General features: G+C 73.3%; 15 protein-coding genes. 8 read left to right on the top strand and 7 right to left on the bottom strand.

Annotated features, from left to right (window positions below; all coding sequences use genetic code 11):
* Positions 1-8 precede the first annotated feature (8 nt).
* From ASD10_RS01665 to hisC, 4 genes are all read right to left on the bottom strand, one after another.
* Positions 9-1,337 (bottom strand): dihydrolipoamide acetyltransferase family protein, encoded by a 1,329-nt coding sequence (locus ASD10_RS01665; protein WP_369797544.1) that lies wholly within the window; start codon positions 1,335-1,337, stop codon positions 9-11.
* A 9-nt stretch (positions 1,338-1,346) separates the two neighbouring features.
* Positions 1,347-2,321, bottom strand: coding sequence for an alpha-ketoacid dehydrogenase subunit beta (locus ASD10_RS01670; protein ID WP_056603684.1), 975 nt, complete (start codon positions 2,319-2,321; stop codon positions 1,347-1,349).
* Positions 2,318-3,439, bottom strand: a complete 1,122-nt coding sequence (pdhA, locus tag ASD10_RS01675) for a pyruvate dehydrogenase (acetyl-transferring) E1 component subunit alpha (protein ID WP_056603687.1) — start codon at positions 3,437-3,439, stop codon at positions 2,318-2,320. The genes ASD10_RS01670 and pdhA overlap by 4 nt, the downstream gene beginning before the upstream one ends.
* A 175-nt stretch (positions 3,440-3,614) precedes the next feature.
* On the bottom strand, positions 3,615-4,676 hold the full coding sequence (gene hisC / locus ASD10_RS01680; protein WP_056603690.1) for a histidinol-phosphate transaminase: 1,062 nt from the start codon (positions 4,674-4,676) through the stop codon (positions 3,615-3,617).
* A 45-nt stretch (positions 4,677-4,721) separates the two neighbouring features.
* Between hisC and ASD10_RS01685 the strand changes: the two genes are divergently transcribed.
* The 8 genes from ASD10_RS01685 to ASD10_RS01720 all read left to right on the top strand — a co-directional run bounded on the left by ASD10_RS01685 (position 4,722) and on the right by ASD10_RS01720 (position 12,799).
* Positions 4,722-5,684, top strand: coding sequence for a DMT family transporter (locus ASD10_RS01685; RefSeq protein WP_056603694.1), 963 nt, complete (start codon positions 4,722-4,724; stop codon positions 5,682-5,684).
* A gap of 37 nt (positions 5,685-5,721) precedes the next feature.
* Positions 5,722-6,108: a phage holin family protein gene (locus ASD10_RS01690; RefSeq protein ID WP_056603696.1), complete on the top strand. Its 387-nt coding sequence runs from the start codon at positions 5,722-5,724 to the stop codon at positions 6,106-6,108.
* Positions 6,109-6,110: 2 nt separating this feature from the next.
* Positions 6,111-6,608 carry a low molecular weight protein-tyrosine-phosphatase gene (locus ASD10_RS01695; protein WP_056603698.1) on the top strand — a complete coding sequence of 166 codons (498 nt, stop codon included), beginning with the start codon at positions 6,111-6,113 and terminating at the stop codon, positions 6,606-6,608.
* Positions 6,609-6,663: 55 nt separating this feature from the next.
* A complete protein-coding gene (locus ASD10_RS01700; RefSeq protein ID WP_056603701.1) occupies positions 6,664-7,530 on the top strand; it encodes a fructosamine kinase family protein in 867 nt (288 codons plus the stop codon).
* A gap of 50 nt (positions 7,531-7,580) precedes the next feature.
* Positions 7,581-8,273 carry a response regulator transcription factor gene (locus tag ASD10_RS01705; protein WP_056603704.1) on the top strand — a complete coding sequence of 231 codons (693 nt, stop codon included), beginning with the start codon at positions 7,581-7,583 and terminating at the stop codon, positions 8,271-8,273.
* Positions 8,270-9,661: a cell wall metabolism sensor histidine kinase WalK gene (locus ASD10_RS01710; protein ID WP_157432407.1), complete on the top strand. Its 1,392-nt coding sequence runs from the start codon at positions 8,270-8,272 to the stop codon at positions 9,659-9,661. Before ASD10_RS01705 ends, ASD10_RS01710 begins: the two co-directional genes overlap by 4 nt.
* Before the next feature lie 511 nt (positions 9,662-10,172).
* Positions 10,173-11,747 carry a S1C family serine protease gene (locus ASD10_RS01715; protein ID WP_157432408.1) on the top strand — a complete coding sequence of 525 codons (1,575 nt, stop codon included), beginning with the start codon at positions 10,173-10,175 and terminating at the stop codon, positions 11,745-11,747.
* 128 nt (positions 11,748-11,875) lie between these two features.
* On the top strand, positions 11,876-12,799 hold the full coding sequence (locus ASD10_RS01720; protein WP_056603707.1) for a DMT family transporter: 924 nt from the start codon (positions 11,876-11,878) through the stop codon (positions 12,797-12,799).
* On the opposite strand, the gene ASD10_RS01725 is transcribed toward ASD10_RS01720, so the two are convergent.
* Genes ASD10_RS01725 through ASD10_RS01735 form a run of 3 tightly spaced genes read right to left on the bottom strand, consistent with a single transcriptional unit; the run spans position 12,735 to position 16,926 of the window.
* Complete coding sequence (locus ASD10_RS01725) at positions 12,735-14,129, bottom strand: MmgE/PrpD family protein (RefSeq protein ID WP_082556237.1); 1,395 nt, start codon at positions 14,127-14,129, stop codon at positions 12,735-12,737. The genes ASD10_RS01720 and ASD10_RS01725 overlap by 65 nt on opposite strands.
* Positions 14,126-15,514: an MmgE/PrpD family protein gene (locus ASD10_RS01730; RefSeq protein WP_056603711.1), complete on the bottom strand. Its 1,389-nt coding sequence runs from the start codon at positions 15,512-15,514 to the stop codon at positions 14,126-14,128. Before ASD10_RS01730 ends, ASD10_RS01725 begins: the two co-directional genes overlap by 4 nt.
* Positions 15,511-16,926 carry an FAD-dependent oxidoreductase gene (locus tag ASD10_RS01735; protein ID WP_056603714.1) on the bottom strand — a complete coding sequence of 472 codons (1,416 nt, stop codon included), beginning with the start codon at positions 16,924-16,926 and terminating at the stop codon, positions 15,511-15,513. Before ASD10_RS01735 ends, ASD10_RS01730 begins: the two co-directional genes overlap by 4 nt.
* Positions 16,927-16,999 lie beyond the last annotated feature (73 nt).

A 16,999-nucleotide genomic window follows, 5' to 3' on the forward strand; every position in this document is an offset into this window, starting at 1 on the left:
CCCGCGGGTCAGAACGTCAGGGCCACCGCGGGGTCGTGCAGGATGCCGGCGACGTCGGCCAGGAACCGCGATCCCTGCTCGCCGTCGACGACCCGGTGGTCGAAGCTCAGCGCCAGCGTCGTGACCCACCGCGGCACGACCCGGTCGTCCTCGTCGACCCACGGGCGGCGCTCGATCGAGCCGAGCGCCAGGATGCCGGCCTCACCCGGGTTGAGGATCGGCGTGCCCGCGTCGATGCCGAAGACGCCGATGTTGGTGAGGGTGAACGTGCCGCCCGCCATCTGCGCGGGCTGCGTGCGTCCGTCGCGGGCGGTCGCCGTCAGGTCGCCGATCGCCGCGGCGAGCTCGACCAGCGGGAGCGAGTCGGCGCCGACGATGTTGGGCACGACCAGACCGCGCTGGGTCGCGGCGGCGATGCCGAGGTTGACCGACCTCTTGAGGACGATCTCCTGCGCGTCGTCGTCCCACCGCGAGTTGAGCTCGGGCGTGCGGCGCATCGCGAGGCAGATCGCCTTCGCCGCGATGAGCGTCGGCGAGACCTTGACGTCCCGGAACGCACGGCTCGCCCTCAACGTCGCGACGAGCTCGACGGTGCGCGAGACGTCGACCGTCACCCACTCGGTGACGTGCGGCGCCGTGAACGCCGACCGCACCATGGCCTCGGCCGTCCACTTGCGGACGCCCTTGATCGGGGTGCGGGTCTCGTCGTCGGACGTCGTGACGGGCGCGGGCCCGGTCTCGGCGGCCTGCGGGGGCCGGCGCTTGGCGGCGTGCGCCTCGACGTCCGCGCGGGTCACGATCGTGCCGGTGCCGGTGGCGATGACCTCGGACAGGTCGATGCCGAGGTCCTTCGCGAGCTTGCGGACGGGGGGCTTCGCGAGCGTCCGCGTCGGTGCCGGGACCTTCTCGGTGTCGACCGACGCGACGGACGGCGTCGGCACGGCCCGTCGACGGCGCACGACCTGCTCGGCGCCCGGTCCGTAGCCGACCAGCATGGGCTGCCGCGCCGGCTCCGGCGACTCGTCGGCGGGCGAGGATGACTCGTCGGCGGGCGAGGGCGACTCGTCGGCGGGCGGGAGTGACTCGTCGGCGATGGTGAGGAGGGGGCGGCCGACCTCGACCGTCTCGCCCTCGGCGACGTGCAGCGTCTGCACGAACCCCGCGTAGGGGCTCGGCAGCTCGACGACCGACTTGGCGGTCTCGATCTCGACGACGACGTCGTTGATCGCGACGACGTCGCCGGTCGCGACCCGCCACGTGACGATCTCGGCCTCGGTGAGACCCTCGCCGACGTCGGGCAGCGAGAAGGTGTGGGCAGAAGCGGTCTTCATGGTCATCGCAGCCCCTCAGTACGCGCGGGCGCGGTCGACGGCATCGAGGATGCGGTCGAGGCCCGGCAGGAAGTCGTGCTCGGTCCGGCTCGGCGGGTACGGCATGTCATAGCCCGTGACGCGCTGCACCGGGGACTCGAGGGAGTAGAAGCACTCCTCGCCGATGCGCGCCGCGACCTCGGCCCCGAGGCCCAGCGTGCGGGCGGCCTCGTGAACGACGACGGCGTGCCCCGTGCGCCGCACCGACTCCACGACCGGCGCGAGGTCGAGCGGCGACAGGGTCCGCAGGTCGATGACCTCGAGGTCGAGCCCGTCGGCCTCGGCCGCGCGGGCCGAGTCGAGGCACGTCTTGACCATCGGGCCGTACGTGACCAGCGTCGCGTCACGCCCCGGACGCACGATCCTCGCCGACCACAGGGGGGCGGCCGGCCCGGCGAGGTCGACCTCGCCGGTCTCCCAGTAGCGCCGCTTCGGCTCCATGAACACGACGGGGTCGTCGGACGCGATGGCCTGCTGGATCATCCAGTGCGCGTCGTTCGGGTCGGCGCAGGACACGACCTTGAGACCCGCGGTCAGGGCGAACTGCGCCTCGGGGCTCTCCGAGTGGTGCTCGACCGCGCCGATGCCGCCGCCGTAGGGGATGCGGATGACGATCGGCATGCGCACGCGTCCGCGGCTGCGGAAGTGCAGCTTGGCGACCTGGCTGACGATCTGGTCGTAGGCGGGGTAGACGAAGCCGTCGAACTGGATCTCGACGACGGGCCGGAAGCCCCGGAACGTCAGGCCGATCGCGGTGCCGACGATCGCCGACTCGGCCAGCGGCGTGTCCATGACCCGCCCCTCGCCGAAGTCCTTCTGCAGACCCTCGGTGACGCGGAAGACCCCGCCGAGGCGACCGATGTCCTCGCCCATCAGGACGACCTTCGGATCGTCCTCGAGGGCCAGCCGCAGCCCCGAGTTGAGCGCCTTGACCATGCTCATGCGCGTCATGACGCGACCACGCTCCCCTCCATCGCGTCGCGCCAGGCGACGTGCTCGGCCTGCTGCTGCCGGTTCTCGACCGTGCTCTCGACGAACACGTGGTCGAACAGCTCGGCCAGGTCGGGCTCGGGGATCTGCTGGCAGGCGGCGCGCAGGTGCACGCCCAGCGCGTCGGCGTCCGCGGCCAGGTCGGCGAAGAAGTCGTCGGACGTCCCCTCGGCCACGAGGAGCAGCCGCACCCGCTCGAGGGGGTCCTTGGCCTGCCACGCGTCGACCTCGGACGCGTCGCGGTAGCGGCTCGGGTCGTCGGACGTCGTGTGGGCGCCCATGCGGTACGTCACGGCCTCGATCAGCGTCGGCCCCTCCCCGTCGCGCGCCCGCTGCAGGGCGGCGCGGGTCACGGCGAGGCACGCCAGGACGTCGTTGCCGTCGACGCGGACGCCCGGCAGGCCGAAGCCCGCGGCGCGCTGCACGATCGGCACCCGCGTCTGGCTCGCGACCGGCACCGAGATCGCGTACTGGTTGTTCTCGCAGAAGAAGACGACCGGCGACTGGTGCACCGCGGCCCAGTCGAGGGCCTCGCTGACGTCGCCCTGGCTCGTCGCGCCGTCGCCGAAGTAGGCGATCACGGCGCTGTCGCGATCCGGGTCGCCGCTGCCGACCAGGCCCTCGAGGGCCAGGCCCATCGCGTAGCCCGTGGCGTGCAGCGTCTGGGCGCCGATGATGATGTTGGGCAGCGCGATGCCGTGGTCGGCCGGGTCCCAGCCGCCGAGGTCGGACCCCCGGAAGATGCCCAGCAGCAGGCTCGGGTCGACGCCGCGGCACCACGCCACGCCGTGGTCGCGGTAGGTCGGGAAGGCGAAGTCGTGCGCTCGCAGGGCGCGTGCCGAGCCGACCTGCGCGGCCTCCTGGCCCAGCGCCGGCGGCCACAGGCCCAGCTCGCCGTGACGCTGCAGCGCGTACGCCTCGGTGTCGACGCGGCGCGTCATCACCAGGTCGCGGTAGAGGGCCTCGATCTCGGACCGGTCGCCGTCGAAGGCGACGTGCGGATCGGTCACGCGCTGGCCGGTCGGCGTCAGCAGCTGGACGAGCGGGGCGTCAGGGGTCGGTGCGGTCGACGAGTTCATGCGTCTCCTCCATCAACCGGCGGACGGGGTCTCCGTGCCGGTGTCGAAGCTGCAGGTCTCCGTCGTCACAGGGTGGCGGACGGGTGGAGACCCACACGGGCGTGACTGGCGTCACATCTGCGACCACCGTAGCCCGAGACGCCCCGCCGATCCAGTCGGGGCCCCGAGCCGTGCGTCAGCTGCGCGCAGCCCTCCACGCGGCGGCCAGCGCGAGCAGCTCGGCGTTGACCGCGGGCGTCCCGACGCTGACCCGCACGCCCTCGCCGGCGAACGGTCGCACCGAGACCGGGTCGCAGGCGGCCGCGAAGTCGAGCGCGTCGTCGCCCAGCGGCAGCCAGACGAAGTTGGCCTCGGTCTCGGGCACGTCCCAGCCCTGCTGCCGCAACGCGGCCACCATCGCGACGCGCTCCTGGACGATCGCCTCGACCCGCCGGTCGAGCTCGTCCTGCGACTCCAGCGAGGCGACCGCCGCGGCCTGCGACAGGTCGGTGACGGCGAACGGCGGCGTCGCCTTGCGGATCGAGACCGCGACCTCCGGGCGGGCGATCGCGTACCCGACCCGCAGGCCCGCGAGGCCGTACGCCTTCGAGAACGTCCGCAGCACCACGACGTTCGAGTGGTCGGCCAGCGCCGCGAGCCCACTGGCCGCACGCGGGTCGCGGACGAACTCGACGTACGCCTCGTCGACCACGACCAGGACGTCGTCGCGCACCGCGGCCAGGAACGCCGTCAGGGCCTCGGCCGTCACGACAGGGCCCGTCGGGTTGTTGGGGGTGCAGACCAGGACGACCTTGGTGTGCTCGGTGACCGCCGCCGCCATCGCGTCGAGGTCGTGGGTCGCGTCGGGCCGCAACGGCACCCGGACGGTCGTGGCACCCGTGAGGTCGGCCGCGATCGGGTACGCCTCGAACGAGCGCCACGCGTAGACGATCTCGTCGCCGGGCTCGAGGTGCGCCGTCAGCAGCGCGAACAGCACGGCGACCGAGCCCGTCCCGGCCGCGAAGTGGTCGGCTGACAGCCCGAACCGGGCCGACAGGGCCGCGTAGAGGTCGGTCATGCCCGCGTCGGGGTAGCGGTTCATCCGGGCGAGCTCGGCCGAGGCCCGCTCCATGACGCCGGGCAGCGGCGCGTAGGGGTTCTCGTTGCTCGACAGCTTGTGGTCGTCGCTCGAGGCGGCCCTGCCGGGCCGGTAGACCGGGATGCCGTCGAGGGCGTGCCGGGCGCGGGGGATCGTCATGCCGCCGACACTATCCGCGGCAGCGACGCCTGACAGAATCAGCGCGTGCCACACCCCAGTCCGCGCCTCGGCTACGCCCTCATCGTCCTCGTCGCGGTCCTGTTCGGGCTCAACGGCGGCATCTCGCGCGTCGCGATGGGTGCGGGGCTGAGCCCCGAGGCGTTCACGACGCTGCGCATCACGGGCGCGACCCTCGTGTTCGTCGCGTACGCGGCCTGCTTCCGGCGCTCGGCGCTCGTGCGGCCCCGGGGATCCGCGCTGCTGCTGGTGATCGCACTCGGCGTCGTCGGGGTGCTCGGGCTCCAGCTGACGTACAACGTCGCGATCGACCGCCTGCCCCTCGGCATCGCGCTCCTGATCGAGTACCTCGCGCCCGTCCTCGTCGTGCTGTGGGTGCGGTTCGTGCGGCGAGAGGACGTCCGGCCCCGCATGTGGGCGGCCGTCGCCCTCGCGCTGGTCGGCCTCGCCGTCGTGAGCCGGGTCTGGAACGGGCTGGCCTTCGACGGCCTCGGCGTCGTCATGGCCCTGCTGGCCGCCGTCTGCTTCGCGACCTACTTCCTGCTCGGCGAGCACCAGGTGCAGCTCGACGAGCACGGTGTCGGCACCGACGACCCCCTGCGCGTCATCCTGTGGGCCTTCGTCGCCGCGACCGTCGGCATGAACCTCGTCCAGCCGATCTGGGCGACCCCCGCCCTGCCCGCCACGACCGGTGGGTTGGGGCGGCTCGACGGCATCTCGGTGAACCCCTGGCTCGTCATCGCGGTCGTGGTCGTGTTCGGGACCGTCCTGCCGTTCTTCCTCGGCATGCTCGCGCTGCGGCACCTGCCCGCCACGATCGTGACGGTCGTGGCGATGCTCGAGCCCGTCATCGCGGTCGTGCTGGGGTGGGCGTGGTTCCGCGAGTCGCTGACGCCCGTCCAGGTCGTCGGGGCCGTCGCCGTGCTGGCCGGCATCGTGCTCGCCCAGACGTCCAGACGGGTCGAGCTGACGGTCCCCGCGCCGCAGTAGCCGGTCCGCCCGCGGCCGCGGGTGCAACAATCGTCCGATGGAGCGTTTTCTCTCGACCTGGCTCGTCAGTGCCGTCGCCCTGTCGGTGGCCGCCTGGCTGCTCGGCACCCACATGGCGATCGGCGACCCCACCGACTCGACCACGTCCCGCGTCGTCGCGGTGCTGGTCGTCGCCCTGGTGTTCACGGTCGTCAACACGCTGGTCGGGCCCGTCGTCAAGCTCCTGTCGCTGCCGTTCATCATCCTGACGCTCGGCCTGGCGCTCCTCGTCATCAACGCCCTGCTCCTGCTGCTCACCGAGCAGATCACCGACGCCTTCGACGTCGTGTTCCACATCGACGGCTTCTGGTGGGCCGTGCTCGCCTCGATCGTCATCTCGATCAGCCAGAGCGTCGTCGGTGCCGTCGTCGGCACGCGCGACTGACCATGACGTACCGCGTCGCCCTGGTGTGCCTCGGCAACATCTGCCGCTCGCCGATGGCCCACGTCGTGCTCGACGAGCGGCTGGCACGGGCCGGTCTCGACGACCGGGTCGAGGTCGCGTCGTCCGGCACGGGCGGCTGGCACGAGGGCGAGTCGATGGACCGCCGGGCCGCCGCGGTCCTGCGCGACGCCGGCTACGACCCGTCCCGTCACCGCGCCCGGACGTTCTCGACGGACTGGTACGCCGAGCACGACCTGCTGCTCGCGATGGACCACAGCAACCTGGCCGACATGGTCGACCAGGCGCCGACCGTCGCCCAGCAGGCGCAGGTGCGACTCTTCCGCGAGTTCGACCCGCTCGCCCGTGAGGGCGACGACGAGGTGCCCGATCCCTGGTACGGCGGCGCCGACGGATTCCGCGACGTCCTGGCCATGATCGAGCGGACGACCGACGCCCTGGTCGAGCAGCTGCCCGACCTCGCCCGGGCCCGGCCGCACTAGGGGAAGCCCCCGTCGGCGTGGGGCCCGTCGGCCCGCAACCGGTAACGTCGGGGGCATGGCACGCATGGCAGGGACCGCCGCCCGGGCGGAGACGCTCCTCGGCATCGGAGTGGTCTCGACGACCCCGGTCGCGGGTGGCGACATCTGCACCGCGACCCGGCTGCGCCTGACCGACGGACGCGGCGCGATCATCAAGACGCGCCCCCACGCCCCCGAGGGCTTCTTCCGGCGGGAGGCCGAGGGCCTGCACTGGCTCGCCGACGCGCAGGGCGCCCGCGTGCCGCAGGTGCTCGCGGTCGCCGACGACTGCCTGGTCCTCGACTGGATCGAGCCCGGCAAGCCCACGACCGACCTGGCCGAGAAGTTCGGCCGCAGCCTCGCCGCGACGCACCGGGCCGGTGCCGACGCGTTCGGCGGCCCGCGCGACGGCTTCGTCGGCCTCGCCCCGCTGCCCAACCGCACCCTCCCGTCGTGGCCCGAGTTCTTCGCGTCGCGTCGCGTCATGCCGTACGTCCGGGCCGCGGTCGACCGCGGGTCGCTGACGACCGACGAGGCCGCCACGATCGAGGCCGCGATGCGCCGCATCCACGACCTGGCCGGGCCCGACGAGGCCCCGTCGCGCATCCACGGCGACCTCTGGTCGGGCAACGTCGTGTGGGGCGCCGACGGCGACGTCTGGATCATCGACCCCGCCGCGCACGGTGGGCACCGCGAGACCGATCTCGCGATGCTGTCGCTGTTCGGCGCGCCCCACCTGCAGCGCATCCTCGACGCCTACGACGAGGCGGCGCCGCTGGCCGACGGCTGGCACGACCGGCTGCCGCTGCACCAGCTGCACCCGCTGCTGGTGCACTCGGTGCTGTTCGGCGGCACCTACGGCGCCCGCGCCGCGGCCGCCGCCCGAGACCTGCTCGCCGGCTGATTCCGGCATCTTTCAGCGGCGTCTCAGACACGACGGGCAGACTGGCACCCATGCGCATCCTTGTCGTCGACGATGACCGTGCTGTGCGCGACTCCCTGCGCCGGTCCCTCGAGTTCAACGGCTACACCGTCGAGCTCGCCTCCGACGGCGCCGAGGCCCTCGCACGCGTCCCGCAGATCAACCCCGACGCGATCATCATGGACGTCATGATGCCGCGGCTCGACGGGCTCGAGGCGACCCGCGCGCTCCGCAGCGCCGGCAACGACGTGCCGATCCTCGTGCTGACGGCCCGCGACGCCGTGTCCGACCGCGTCGACGGGCTCGACGCCGGCGCCGACGACTACCTGACCAAGCCGTTCGCGCTCGAGGAGCTGCTGGCGCGCGTGCGCTCGCTGCTGCGGCGCTCGACGCGTGCCGCCGAGGTCGAGCCCGACGAGAAGCCCCTGACGTTCGCCGACCTGTCGCTCGACCCCGTCACGCGCGACGTCACCCGCGGCAACCGGTCGCTGTCGCTGACGCGCACCGAGTTCGCCCTGCTCGAGCTGTTCCTCCAGCGTCCCAAGCGGGTGCTCGAGCGCTCGTTCATCCTCGAGGAGGTCTGGGGCTTCGACTTCCCGACGACGGCCAACTCGCTCGAGGTCTACGTCGGCTACGTCCGGCGCAAGCTCGAGGCCGAGGGCGAGCCCCGCCTGCTGCACACCGTGCGCGGCGTCGGCTACGTCCTGCGCGAGACCCCTCCGTGATCGAGAGCGGGCACCGCGCGCTGCAGAAGGTCACGGGGCGCATGTCGCTCGCCCTGCGCGTCGCGGTGCTGACGACCGGCGCCGTCGCGATGACGCTCGGCATGGTCAGCGCCGTCGTGTTCGTGACGGTGCGGGCCGAGTTCACGAGCTCGCTCGACGACTCGATGATCCGCCGCGCCAACGCCGCCGTGGGCAGCGGCATCGACGCACCGCTCCTCAGCGACCCCTCGACGAACGCGCTGGCCTACATCGGCATCCAGCCGTTCCTCGTCCAGTCGGGAAAGCTGATCGGCAACTTCCAGAACTCTCCCGACCAGTACGCCCAGCTGAAGGGGTACCGCGAGCTCGAGGTCTCGATCGGCGAGCGCAAGTACTCGGCCCGCACCGTCATGATCCGGGGCGTCCCGCACCGGGTCGTGGCCGTCCCCGCCAACAAGGGCCAGGCGCTCGTGCTGGTGCAGTCGATGGAGTCCAACCGCGACGCCCTCGAGCGGCTCAAGATCATCCTGCTGCTCGCCAGCACCGCCGGAGTCGTGCTGGCCGGCATCGCGGGGTGGGCCGTGGCCGCGAACGGGCTGCGACCCGTCCGCCGTCTCACCGAGGCCACCGAGCACGTGGCCCGCACGACCGACCTGACCCCGATCGAGGTCACGGGCCGCGACGAGCTGGCCCGTCTGACGACGTCGTTCAACGCGATGCTGGTGGCGCTCGACGCGTCGCAGGAGCGTCAGCGCCAGCTCGTCGCCGACGCCGGGCACGAGCTGCGCACCCCCCTCACGAGCCTGCGCACCAACATCGAGCTGATCGGGCAGGCCGCCGACACCACCGAGCGCAGCCTCACCGACGAGCAGCGGCACGAGATCATGGACGACGTCCGGGCGCAGCTCGAGGAGCTGACGACCCTGGTGGGCGACCTGGTCGAGCTGGCCCGTGACGAGCCGATGTCGCGCGATCCCGCACCGCTCGACCTCGCCGACGTCGTGACGCACGCGGTCGACCGCGTCCGCCTGCGCGCCCAGGACGCCCGCATCGACGTCGACCTCTCGCCGTGGATGGTGATCGGCGAGCCCCAGCTGCTCGAGCGCGCCGTGACCAACCTGCTCGACAACGCCGCCAAGTGGAGCCCGCCGGAGGGCGAGATCCGCGTGCGGCTGGCCGACGGCGTGCTGACGGTCGCCGACGAGGGCGAGGGCATCAACGCCGACGACCTGCCGCACATCTTCGACCGCTTCTACCGCTCCAGCGAGGCGCGGACGCTGCCCGGATCGGGTCTCGGCCTGTCGATCGTCAAGCGCGCGGCCGAGCGCCACGGCGGGACGGTCGAGGTCGCCTCGGAGCGCGGTGAGGGCACGACGTTCACCCTGCGCCTGCCCGAGGCGACGGCCTGACCCGCCCGGTCGCGCGAGCGAAGCCGCTTGCGGCCGAGCGTGAGCGAAGCGAGGCGACGTGCGCAAGCCCTCACGGTCTGGTTCGCCTCGGGCTCCGCCCTCACGGTCGCTTCGCTCCCTGGCGAACGAGGGCATGCGGTCGCCAGTGAGGCCGCTTGCGGCCGAGCGTGAGCGAAGCGAGGCGACGTGCGCAAGTCTGATCGCTCGGGTTCGCCTCGGGCTTCGCCCTCACGGTCGCTTCGCTCCCTGGCGAACGAGGGCATGCGGTCGCCAGGGAGGCCGCTTGCGGCCGACCGTGAGCGAAGCTGGGGGTACCTCCTGCGAGCGCCAGCGAGTGGGGGCGGCGACCTGACGCAGGCCTGATCGGTCGGGTTCGCCTCGGGCTTCGCCCTCACGGTCGGGCGCGGCCGCCCTCTCTGGCAAAACGGAGCCGTGGGCAGGGGGCGTGCTTCTTCGATGGCTCCTACGTCGTTCTCACGCGCATCTCAGTCATGGGCGAGAATGTATGACCATGACCGACTCGCACGATCCGTTCGCCGCCAATCCGTACTCCCCCCCTACGGATCGTGACGGCGCAGACGCCGCTCCCAGCAACGACCCGGCCGGGCAGACACCGCCCCCGGCCGCGCCCCACCGCGACACCGAGCCGACGGTCGAGGTGCCCGCCCAGGCCCCCGCCACGTCCGAGGCCGCTCCCCCGCCGCCCCCGGCCACGGAGCCGCAGACCCGTCAGGCCGAGGCCGCACCCGCCGCCCCGACGGACGACTACACGCACCGCTACGCGGCCCCCACCGACCAGTCGGGACAGCAGGGCGTGCCGGCCGGTGCGCCCCTGTCGAACCACGGCGACCCGTTCCGCGACAACGAGCCCACGACGTCCTTCGCCACGCCCGCCTTCGCGGCGGCCGGTGCGGGCGCCGGAGCCGGCTACGGCGCCGGCGGACACGACGGCGGCGCGTCGCAGACGCCTCCCCCGCGTCGTGGCGGACGACGCCTCGCGGCCGGGCTCGCGTTCCTGGTGCTCGCGGGCGGCGCCGGTTACGGCGGCGCCTGGGCGTTCGACCAGCAGGACGGCAGCGGCAGCGGCGACGGGACGACCGTCAGCTCGCTCGACACCAGCAACAAGGCCACGCAGACCAAGGCGCCGTCCGGCACGGTCGAGCAGGTCGCCGACAAGGTGCTGCCCTCGGTCGTCCAGATCAACGTCAAGGGTGGTCAGGAGTCGGGCTCCGGCACCGGCATCATCATCAGCAGCGACGGCGAGATCATGACGAACAACCACGTCGTCTCGGTCGCCGGCGACGACGGCACGATCACGGTCGCCTTCAACGACGGCACGAACGCCAAGGCCGAGATCGTCGGCACCGACCCCAAGACCGACCTGGCCGTCATCAAGGCGGACGGCAAGTCGGGCCTGACGCCCGCGGCGCTCGGCACGTCGGCCGATCTCAAGGTCGGCCAGGAGGTCGTCGCGATCGGCTCGCCGTTCGGTCTCGAGAGCACCGTGACGCAGGGCATCGTCTCGGCCCTGAACCGTCCGGTCTCGTCCAGCGACGGGTCCGGCGGCGACCGGACGACGTTCCCGGCCGTGCAGACCGACGCCGCGATCAACCCCGGCAACTCCGGCGGCCCCCTGGTCGACCTGCAGGGTCGCGTGATCGCGATCAACTCGGCGATCCGCTCCGGCGGGACGACGTCGGGCGAGGCCGGCTCGATCGGCCTGGGCTTCGCGATCCCGATCGACTTGGCCAAGAACGTCGGCAAGCAGCTGCTCGACGGCAAGACCGTCGCCCACGCGCAGATCGGCGTCACGGTCGACAACTTCCTCGGCACCGACGGCATCACCGGCATCGGCGCGCAGGTCAAGGAGATCACGCCCGACGGCGCCGGCGACAAGGCCGGCCTGAAGGAGGGCGACGTCATCACCTCGGTCAACGGCATGGTCGTGCCGAGCTCCGAGGCCCTGGTGGCGGCCGTCCGGGGCTACAACCCCGGCGAGAAGATCACGGTCGACTACACCCGTGGCAGCCAGAAGTCCGAGACCGAGGTGACCCTCGGATCCGACGGCGGCACGACGACGCAGTAGTCGTCACCCGAACCGACGAAGACCCCGACCTCCCCCCGGTCGGGGTCTTCGTCGTCCGTCCCGGTGGTGCCGACCGTCAGGTCCGAATCCCGCGAGTGGCGGCGTGGCCCGAGCACTAGCGTGGACCCGTGAAGACCGACCGCGACCTCTCCGTCCCCGCCCTGCTCGTGACGGTGCTGCTGTGGGCGTCGGCGTTCGTGGGCATCCGGGCCGTCGGCGACACCTATTCCCCGGGGTCGCTGACCCTCGGACGCCTGGTGGTCGGGGCGGTCGCGCTGACCGCGTTCGTCCGACCTCGGGTGGGCACCCTCCCCCGTGGCCGGGGGCTGCTGCTCGTGGCGGTCTACGCGCTGACGTGGTCGGTGGCGTACAACATCGCGCTCAACGCGGCCGAGCGCGACCTCGATGCCGGCACCACGGCGCTGATCGTCAACATCGGGCCGGCGCTCATCGCGCTGCTCGCCGGCGTCGTGCTGAAGGAGGGCTTCCCGAGACCCCTCGTCGTCGGGATGGTCGTGGCCTTCGCCGGCGTCGCCCTCATCGCGACGAGCACCGAGCGCGACCCCACCGCCGCGGCGACCGCCACGACGACCGGCGTCGTGCTGTGCGTCCTGGCCGCCGTGTTCTACGCGGTCGGCGCGCTCGTGCAGAAGCCGGCACTGGCGTTCGTGAGCCCCGTCATGTGCGTGTGGCTCGGCTGCGTCATCGGCGCGGTCGCGTGCCTGCCGTTCGCACCCGCGCTCGTCGGCGAGCTGCGAGACGCCTCCGGGCAGGACGTGCTCTGGCTGGTCTACCTCGGGGTGTTCCCGACCGCCGTCGCGTTCACGACGTGGTCCTACGCGCTGCGCCGCATCTCGGCAGGTCAGGCGGCGTCGACCACGTACCTCGTGCCGGCCGTCGCGACGGCGATCTCGTGGGCCGTGCTCGACGAGGTGCCGGCGGCGCTGTCGTTCGTCGGCGGCGCGCTGTGCCTCGCCGGCGTCGCCATCACCCGCCTGCGGCCCCGAGCGCCCGACCCAGTCGCGCCAGGTCGGGAGCGGCCGCGTCGATGAGCTCGGCCACGACCTGGTCGACCCGGTCGTCGGCGAGACCGGCCGCGGCCAGGTTGGCACGCGCCTTGTCCAGCACGTCGCCGGCCGGGACCGGACGTCCGGCGCCGCCCAGCACGTCGTCGACCGATGCGTCGACCGACCGACCGTCCGTGAGGGTGACCCGGAGCCGCGCCGGGAAGCGCGCCGGGAAGCCGGAGTCGTCCCACACCTCGTGCGTGATGCGACGGGAGAGCTCGAGACGCTCACCGCCGATCGGCTCCGAGAACAGATCGAGCCCCACGCGCCCGTCGACGGCCCGTCCCGCCAGCACGTAGGGCAGGCTCCAGCGCGCGTCGTGCGGGGTCCTCGGTGACTGCCGTCCGGACCACGGATCGGCGATGATCGGCAGGGCGCCGCGGGGAACGTGGCAGTGGATCGACGCGATGTCGGCAGCCTCGACCCCGTCGTCCATGACGAGGCCCAAGGCCTCGACGAACGGGTGGATGAAGTGGCAGCAGGGGATCATCTTGAAGGCCGCGTCGGGCAGGTGCCAGCGCTCGCCCAGGGTCGTCAGCTCGTCGGCCAGACGCGCCGGGGCGTCGGCGTCGCCGGCGTAGAGACTGAAGAACCCCAGGTCGCCCTCGAGGACGCGTGAGGGCCCCGTCATGCCGGCCCGGGCCAGCTCGGCCGCCCACAGGCCCGAGTGCGCGGCCCACGCCGGTTGCCCGGCCTTGATCGTGTCGCCGTCGGCGAGGAAGGCGAAGGTGCCGCCCGGCATGCTGCCGGCGATGCCGAGGGCGTCCACCGCGACCTGCTCGGCATCGTCGTGCAGCAGCGACGACACGAGCGAGGCCGCGAACGGCCCGGCCGCCGACGTGGTCTGGAAGCCGCGGGCCTGCAGCGTCCCGGGACTCGCGAGACCCATCCGGATGATCGCCTCCCAGCCCAGGGCGTACGCCGACAGCATCGCGGTGCCGGTGGCACCGACCTCCTCGGCGACGGCCAGCGCCGCGGCGGCCAGGGTCGCGCTGCCGTGCATGACCGAGGCGACGTGCGTGTCGTCGAACTCGAGCGAGTGCATGTACGAGCCGTTGACGAGGGCCGCCACCGACGCGGGCGCCGTGGCCGACGAGCCGAGCACCGTCGACCGTCCACCGGTGTGCGCCACCGTGACGACCCGGTCGAGGCCACGGAGGGGGCCGCTGCGCGCGCCCAGCGTGCCGACGCCGAGCGCGTCGAGCAAGTGCAGCCGCGCGGACGACATGACGTGATCGGGCAGCCGTCCGTGCAGCGCGCGGGCGCGACGGACGAGATCGGTCGTGAGCCCCGGCGAGTCCGCGGGCGCCGTCATCGGCGCCACGCCTCGGTCACGACGGCGTGCCACGACCGCTCGTCGAGCTCGCGGCCCGCGACCAGCGCACGGGCCAGGGGGGCGAACGCCGGCGTCGCCGCCGTCAGGTCGGAGATCTTCGCCAGCACCTGGTCCTCCTCGAGGGGACGGTCGGGACCACCCACGGCGCTCAGCACGACGACCTCGGACGTCGTGCCGTCGGTGCGGGTCACCCGCACGCGGGCCGGGCGGTCGTGCGGGGCCTCCGGCAGGGGCTCGAAGGCCTCGAGCCGGACGAGTCCGCGGAGGCGGGCGACGGTCCGGTCGTGCAGCAGCGCCTCGCCGAAGACGTCCGGACCGGTGCGGCCCGTCGCGAGCACGGTGCTCACGACGTGGGGCAGCGAGAACTTGCCCGCCAGCGTCGTGACCGGCGTGGTGTTGTCGAGCGAGTACGCCAGCGGGTGCGTCTCGACGACGACCTCGGCGATGTCCTGCGCGTCGGTGCCGGCCAGCTCGCCGTGCGCCAGCTCGAGCGACGCCTCGAGCGCCGAGTGCGTGTACTGGCAGGCCGCGTAGACCTTGTGGTACCCGTCGAGGATCGCCCAGGGACGGTCCGGGGCGTCCTCGCCGAGGCGGGCCACCTCGTCCTCGTCGACGGCGTGGCCGTATCCCGCCGCGAACACGTCGAGGGCCCCGGTCGGCTCGCCGCCGAGCCCCGCGGCCGAGAGGTCGACCGCGAGGAATCCGAGCACCGCACCGGCGCCGGCCCAGGCGTTGCGCACCTGCGCGCCCGACACCGCGTGGCTGAACGGTCCCGACATCGACAGCGTCGACGCGACGTCGACCGCGGCCATGACGGCCGCGCCCGAGCCGGTGCGCAACCAGGCCACCGCGGCGGCGGCGCCGATCGGCGACAGCGTCGCGTGCGGGTGCAGCACCAGGGGCCTCGGCGCCGGGAAGAGGCGCGCGAACGCCGTCACGACCTCGTAGCCCACCACCACCGCGGCGAGCACGTCGGCGACGCTGCGCCCGGTGGCCTCGGCCTCGGCGGCGGCTGCCGGCACGGTGTAGAGGCCGCCGTGGCACGTCGCCGGTCGGTAGCCCTCGTCGAGCTCGTCCCAGCCGCACGCCGTTGCGTTCAGGGCCGCCGTGCGGTCGCGCGGTCCCCGGCCGCCCAGGACCGTGGTCGCCTCCCCGGGCGAGCCGGGCGACGTGAACGCCCGGCCGAGCTCGACCACCTCGGGGTGCGTCGCGCCGACCACCATCGCCGCGAGGTCGTCCATCACGACCAGGGCGGCCTTGCTGCGCAGCCGCTCGTCGGCCAGCAGGGTCGCCGGGTCGAGGGCGTCGATGCGCTCGACCAGCCGCTCCCGCCAGGCGTCCCAGCCCGCCGGCACCGCCGTCACGCGGGATCCACCGCGGCCGCGGCCGTGCCCGCGAGCCGGCCGAGACCCACCGCGGTCAGCAGGCCGTTGCCCGAGGAGTAGCCGCGTCCGCCCTGCTGGCCGCTGACGCCGGCGGCCACGCCGCCGACCGCGAACAGCCCGGGGACGACACCGTCGTCGCGCAGCACCCGCCCGTCGCCGTCGACGTCGAGTCCGCCCTGGGTGTGGAACAGCCCCGGGGACACGCGCGACGCGACGTAGGGCGGCTCGAGGGGAGCCATGCCGAAGTCGGTGCGGCCGTGCTCGTCGGCGGACTCGCCGCGGGCTGCCGCGGCGTACGCCTCGAGGGTCGGGCGCAGGGCGTCGACGTCCACCCCGACGACCCGAGCGAGGTCGTCGACGGTCGCGCACTCCTTGGCGCCGCCCATCTCGACCAGGTCGGCGAACTCGTCCTCGCGCAGCGTGATGTCGCGGATGCGGGCGTCGTAGACGGCCCAGATCGGAGCCGTTCCGCCCAGCACCTCGGTGGCGAACCCCGAGTACCCGACGATCTCGTCGCCGAGCCGCACCCCGCGGGCGTCGACCAGGACGCCGCCCTTCTCGACCGTCGTCCACGACAGGATCGAGCCGTGCGGGTACGCGACCGCGGCGTACCCCTGGAACGCGGCCTGGTTGCGCAGCCGTCCGCCCAGGTCGACGCCCCACTCGATCGCCTCGCCCGTCGAGCCGTGGGCACCGAAGTACTCCAGCCCCGCCAGCTCGGGAGCCCACCGCTGGACCAGCTCGCGGTTGGCCGCGAAGCCGTTGGCGGCCAGCACCACGGACCGTGCACGGATGACGTACCGCTCCGTGCGCTCGCCCTCGACGACGACGCCGCGCACGACCCCGTCCTCGACCAGCAGCTCGGTGACGGGGTTGCCCGTGACGACGTCGACGCCGGCGCGACGGCACGCCGCGACCAGGTCGTTCGACAGGTCGATGCCGCGGCGCGACACCGGGGCGTGCAGGCGCGTGACCGAGTGGCCGACGTGCTTGTAGTCGGTGATGAGCGCCAGGCCGACCCCGTGGTCGTCGACGAGCCACTCGACCAACGACGCCGACGTCTCGGCCAGCCGGCGCGTCAGGTGCTCGGCCTCGTGAGGACCGCTCTGCCGGATCAGGTCGGCGGTCATGCGATCGGGGTCGTCGTCGACGCCCGCCTCGCGCTGGAACCGCGAGCCGGCCGCGGGGATCGAGCCCGTCGACAGCGCCGTGTTGCCGCCCGGCGCGTCGAGCTTCTCGAGCACGACGACCGACGCGCCGGCGTCGGACGCCGCCAGGGCAGCCGCGAGTCCGCCGCCGCCCGCTCCGACGACCACGACGTCGACGTCGAACTCGTCGGCGTCCGCCGTGCGGTCGGGTGCGGTCGTGGACGGGGTGGGTGTCGAGCTCATGATGCTTCCTTCCGGCCGGCTGCGAGGCCGGCTCACACGATGTCAGGCGCGACGGGGGTGCCCGCCGCGAGGT

This window comes from Aeromicrobium sp. Root472D3 (assembly GCF_001426485.1).
In the GTDB taxonomy this organism is placed as follows: Bacteria; Actinomycetota; Actinomycetes; order Propionibacteriales; family Nocardioidaceae; genus Aeromicrobium.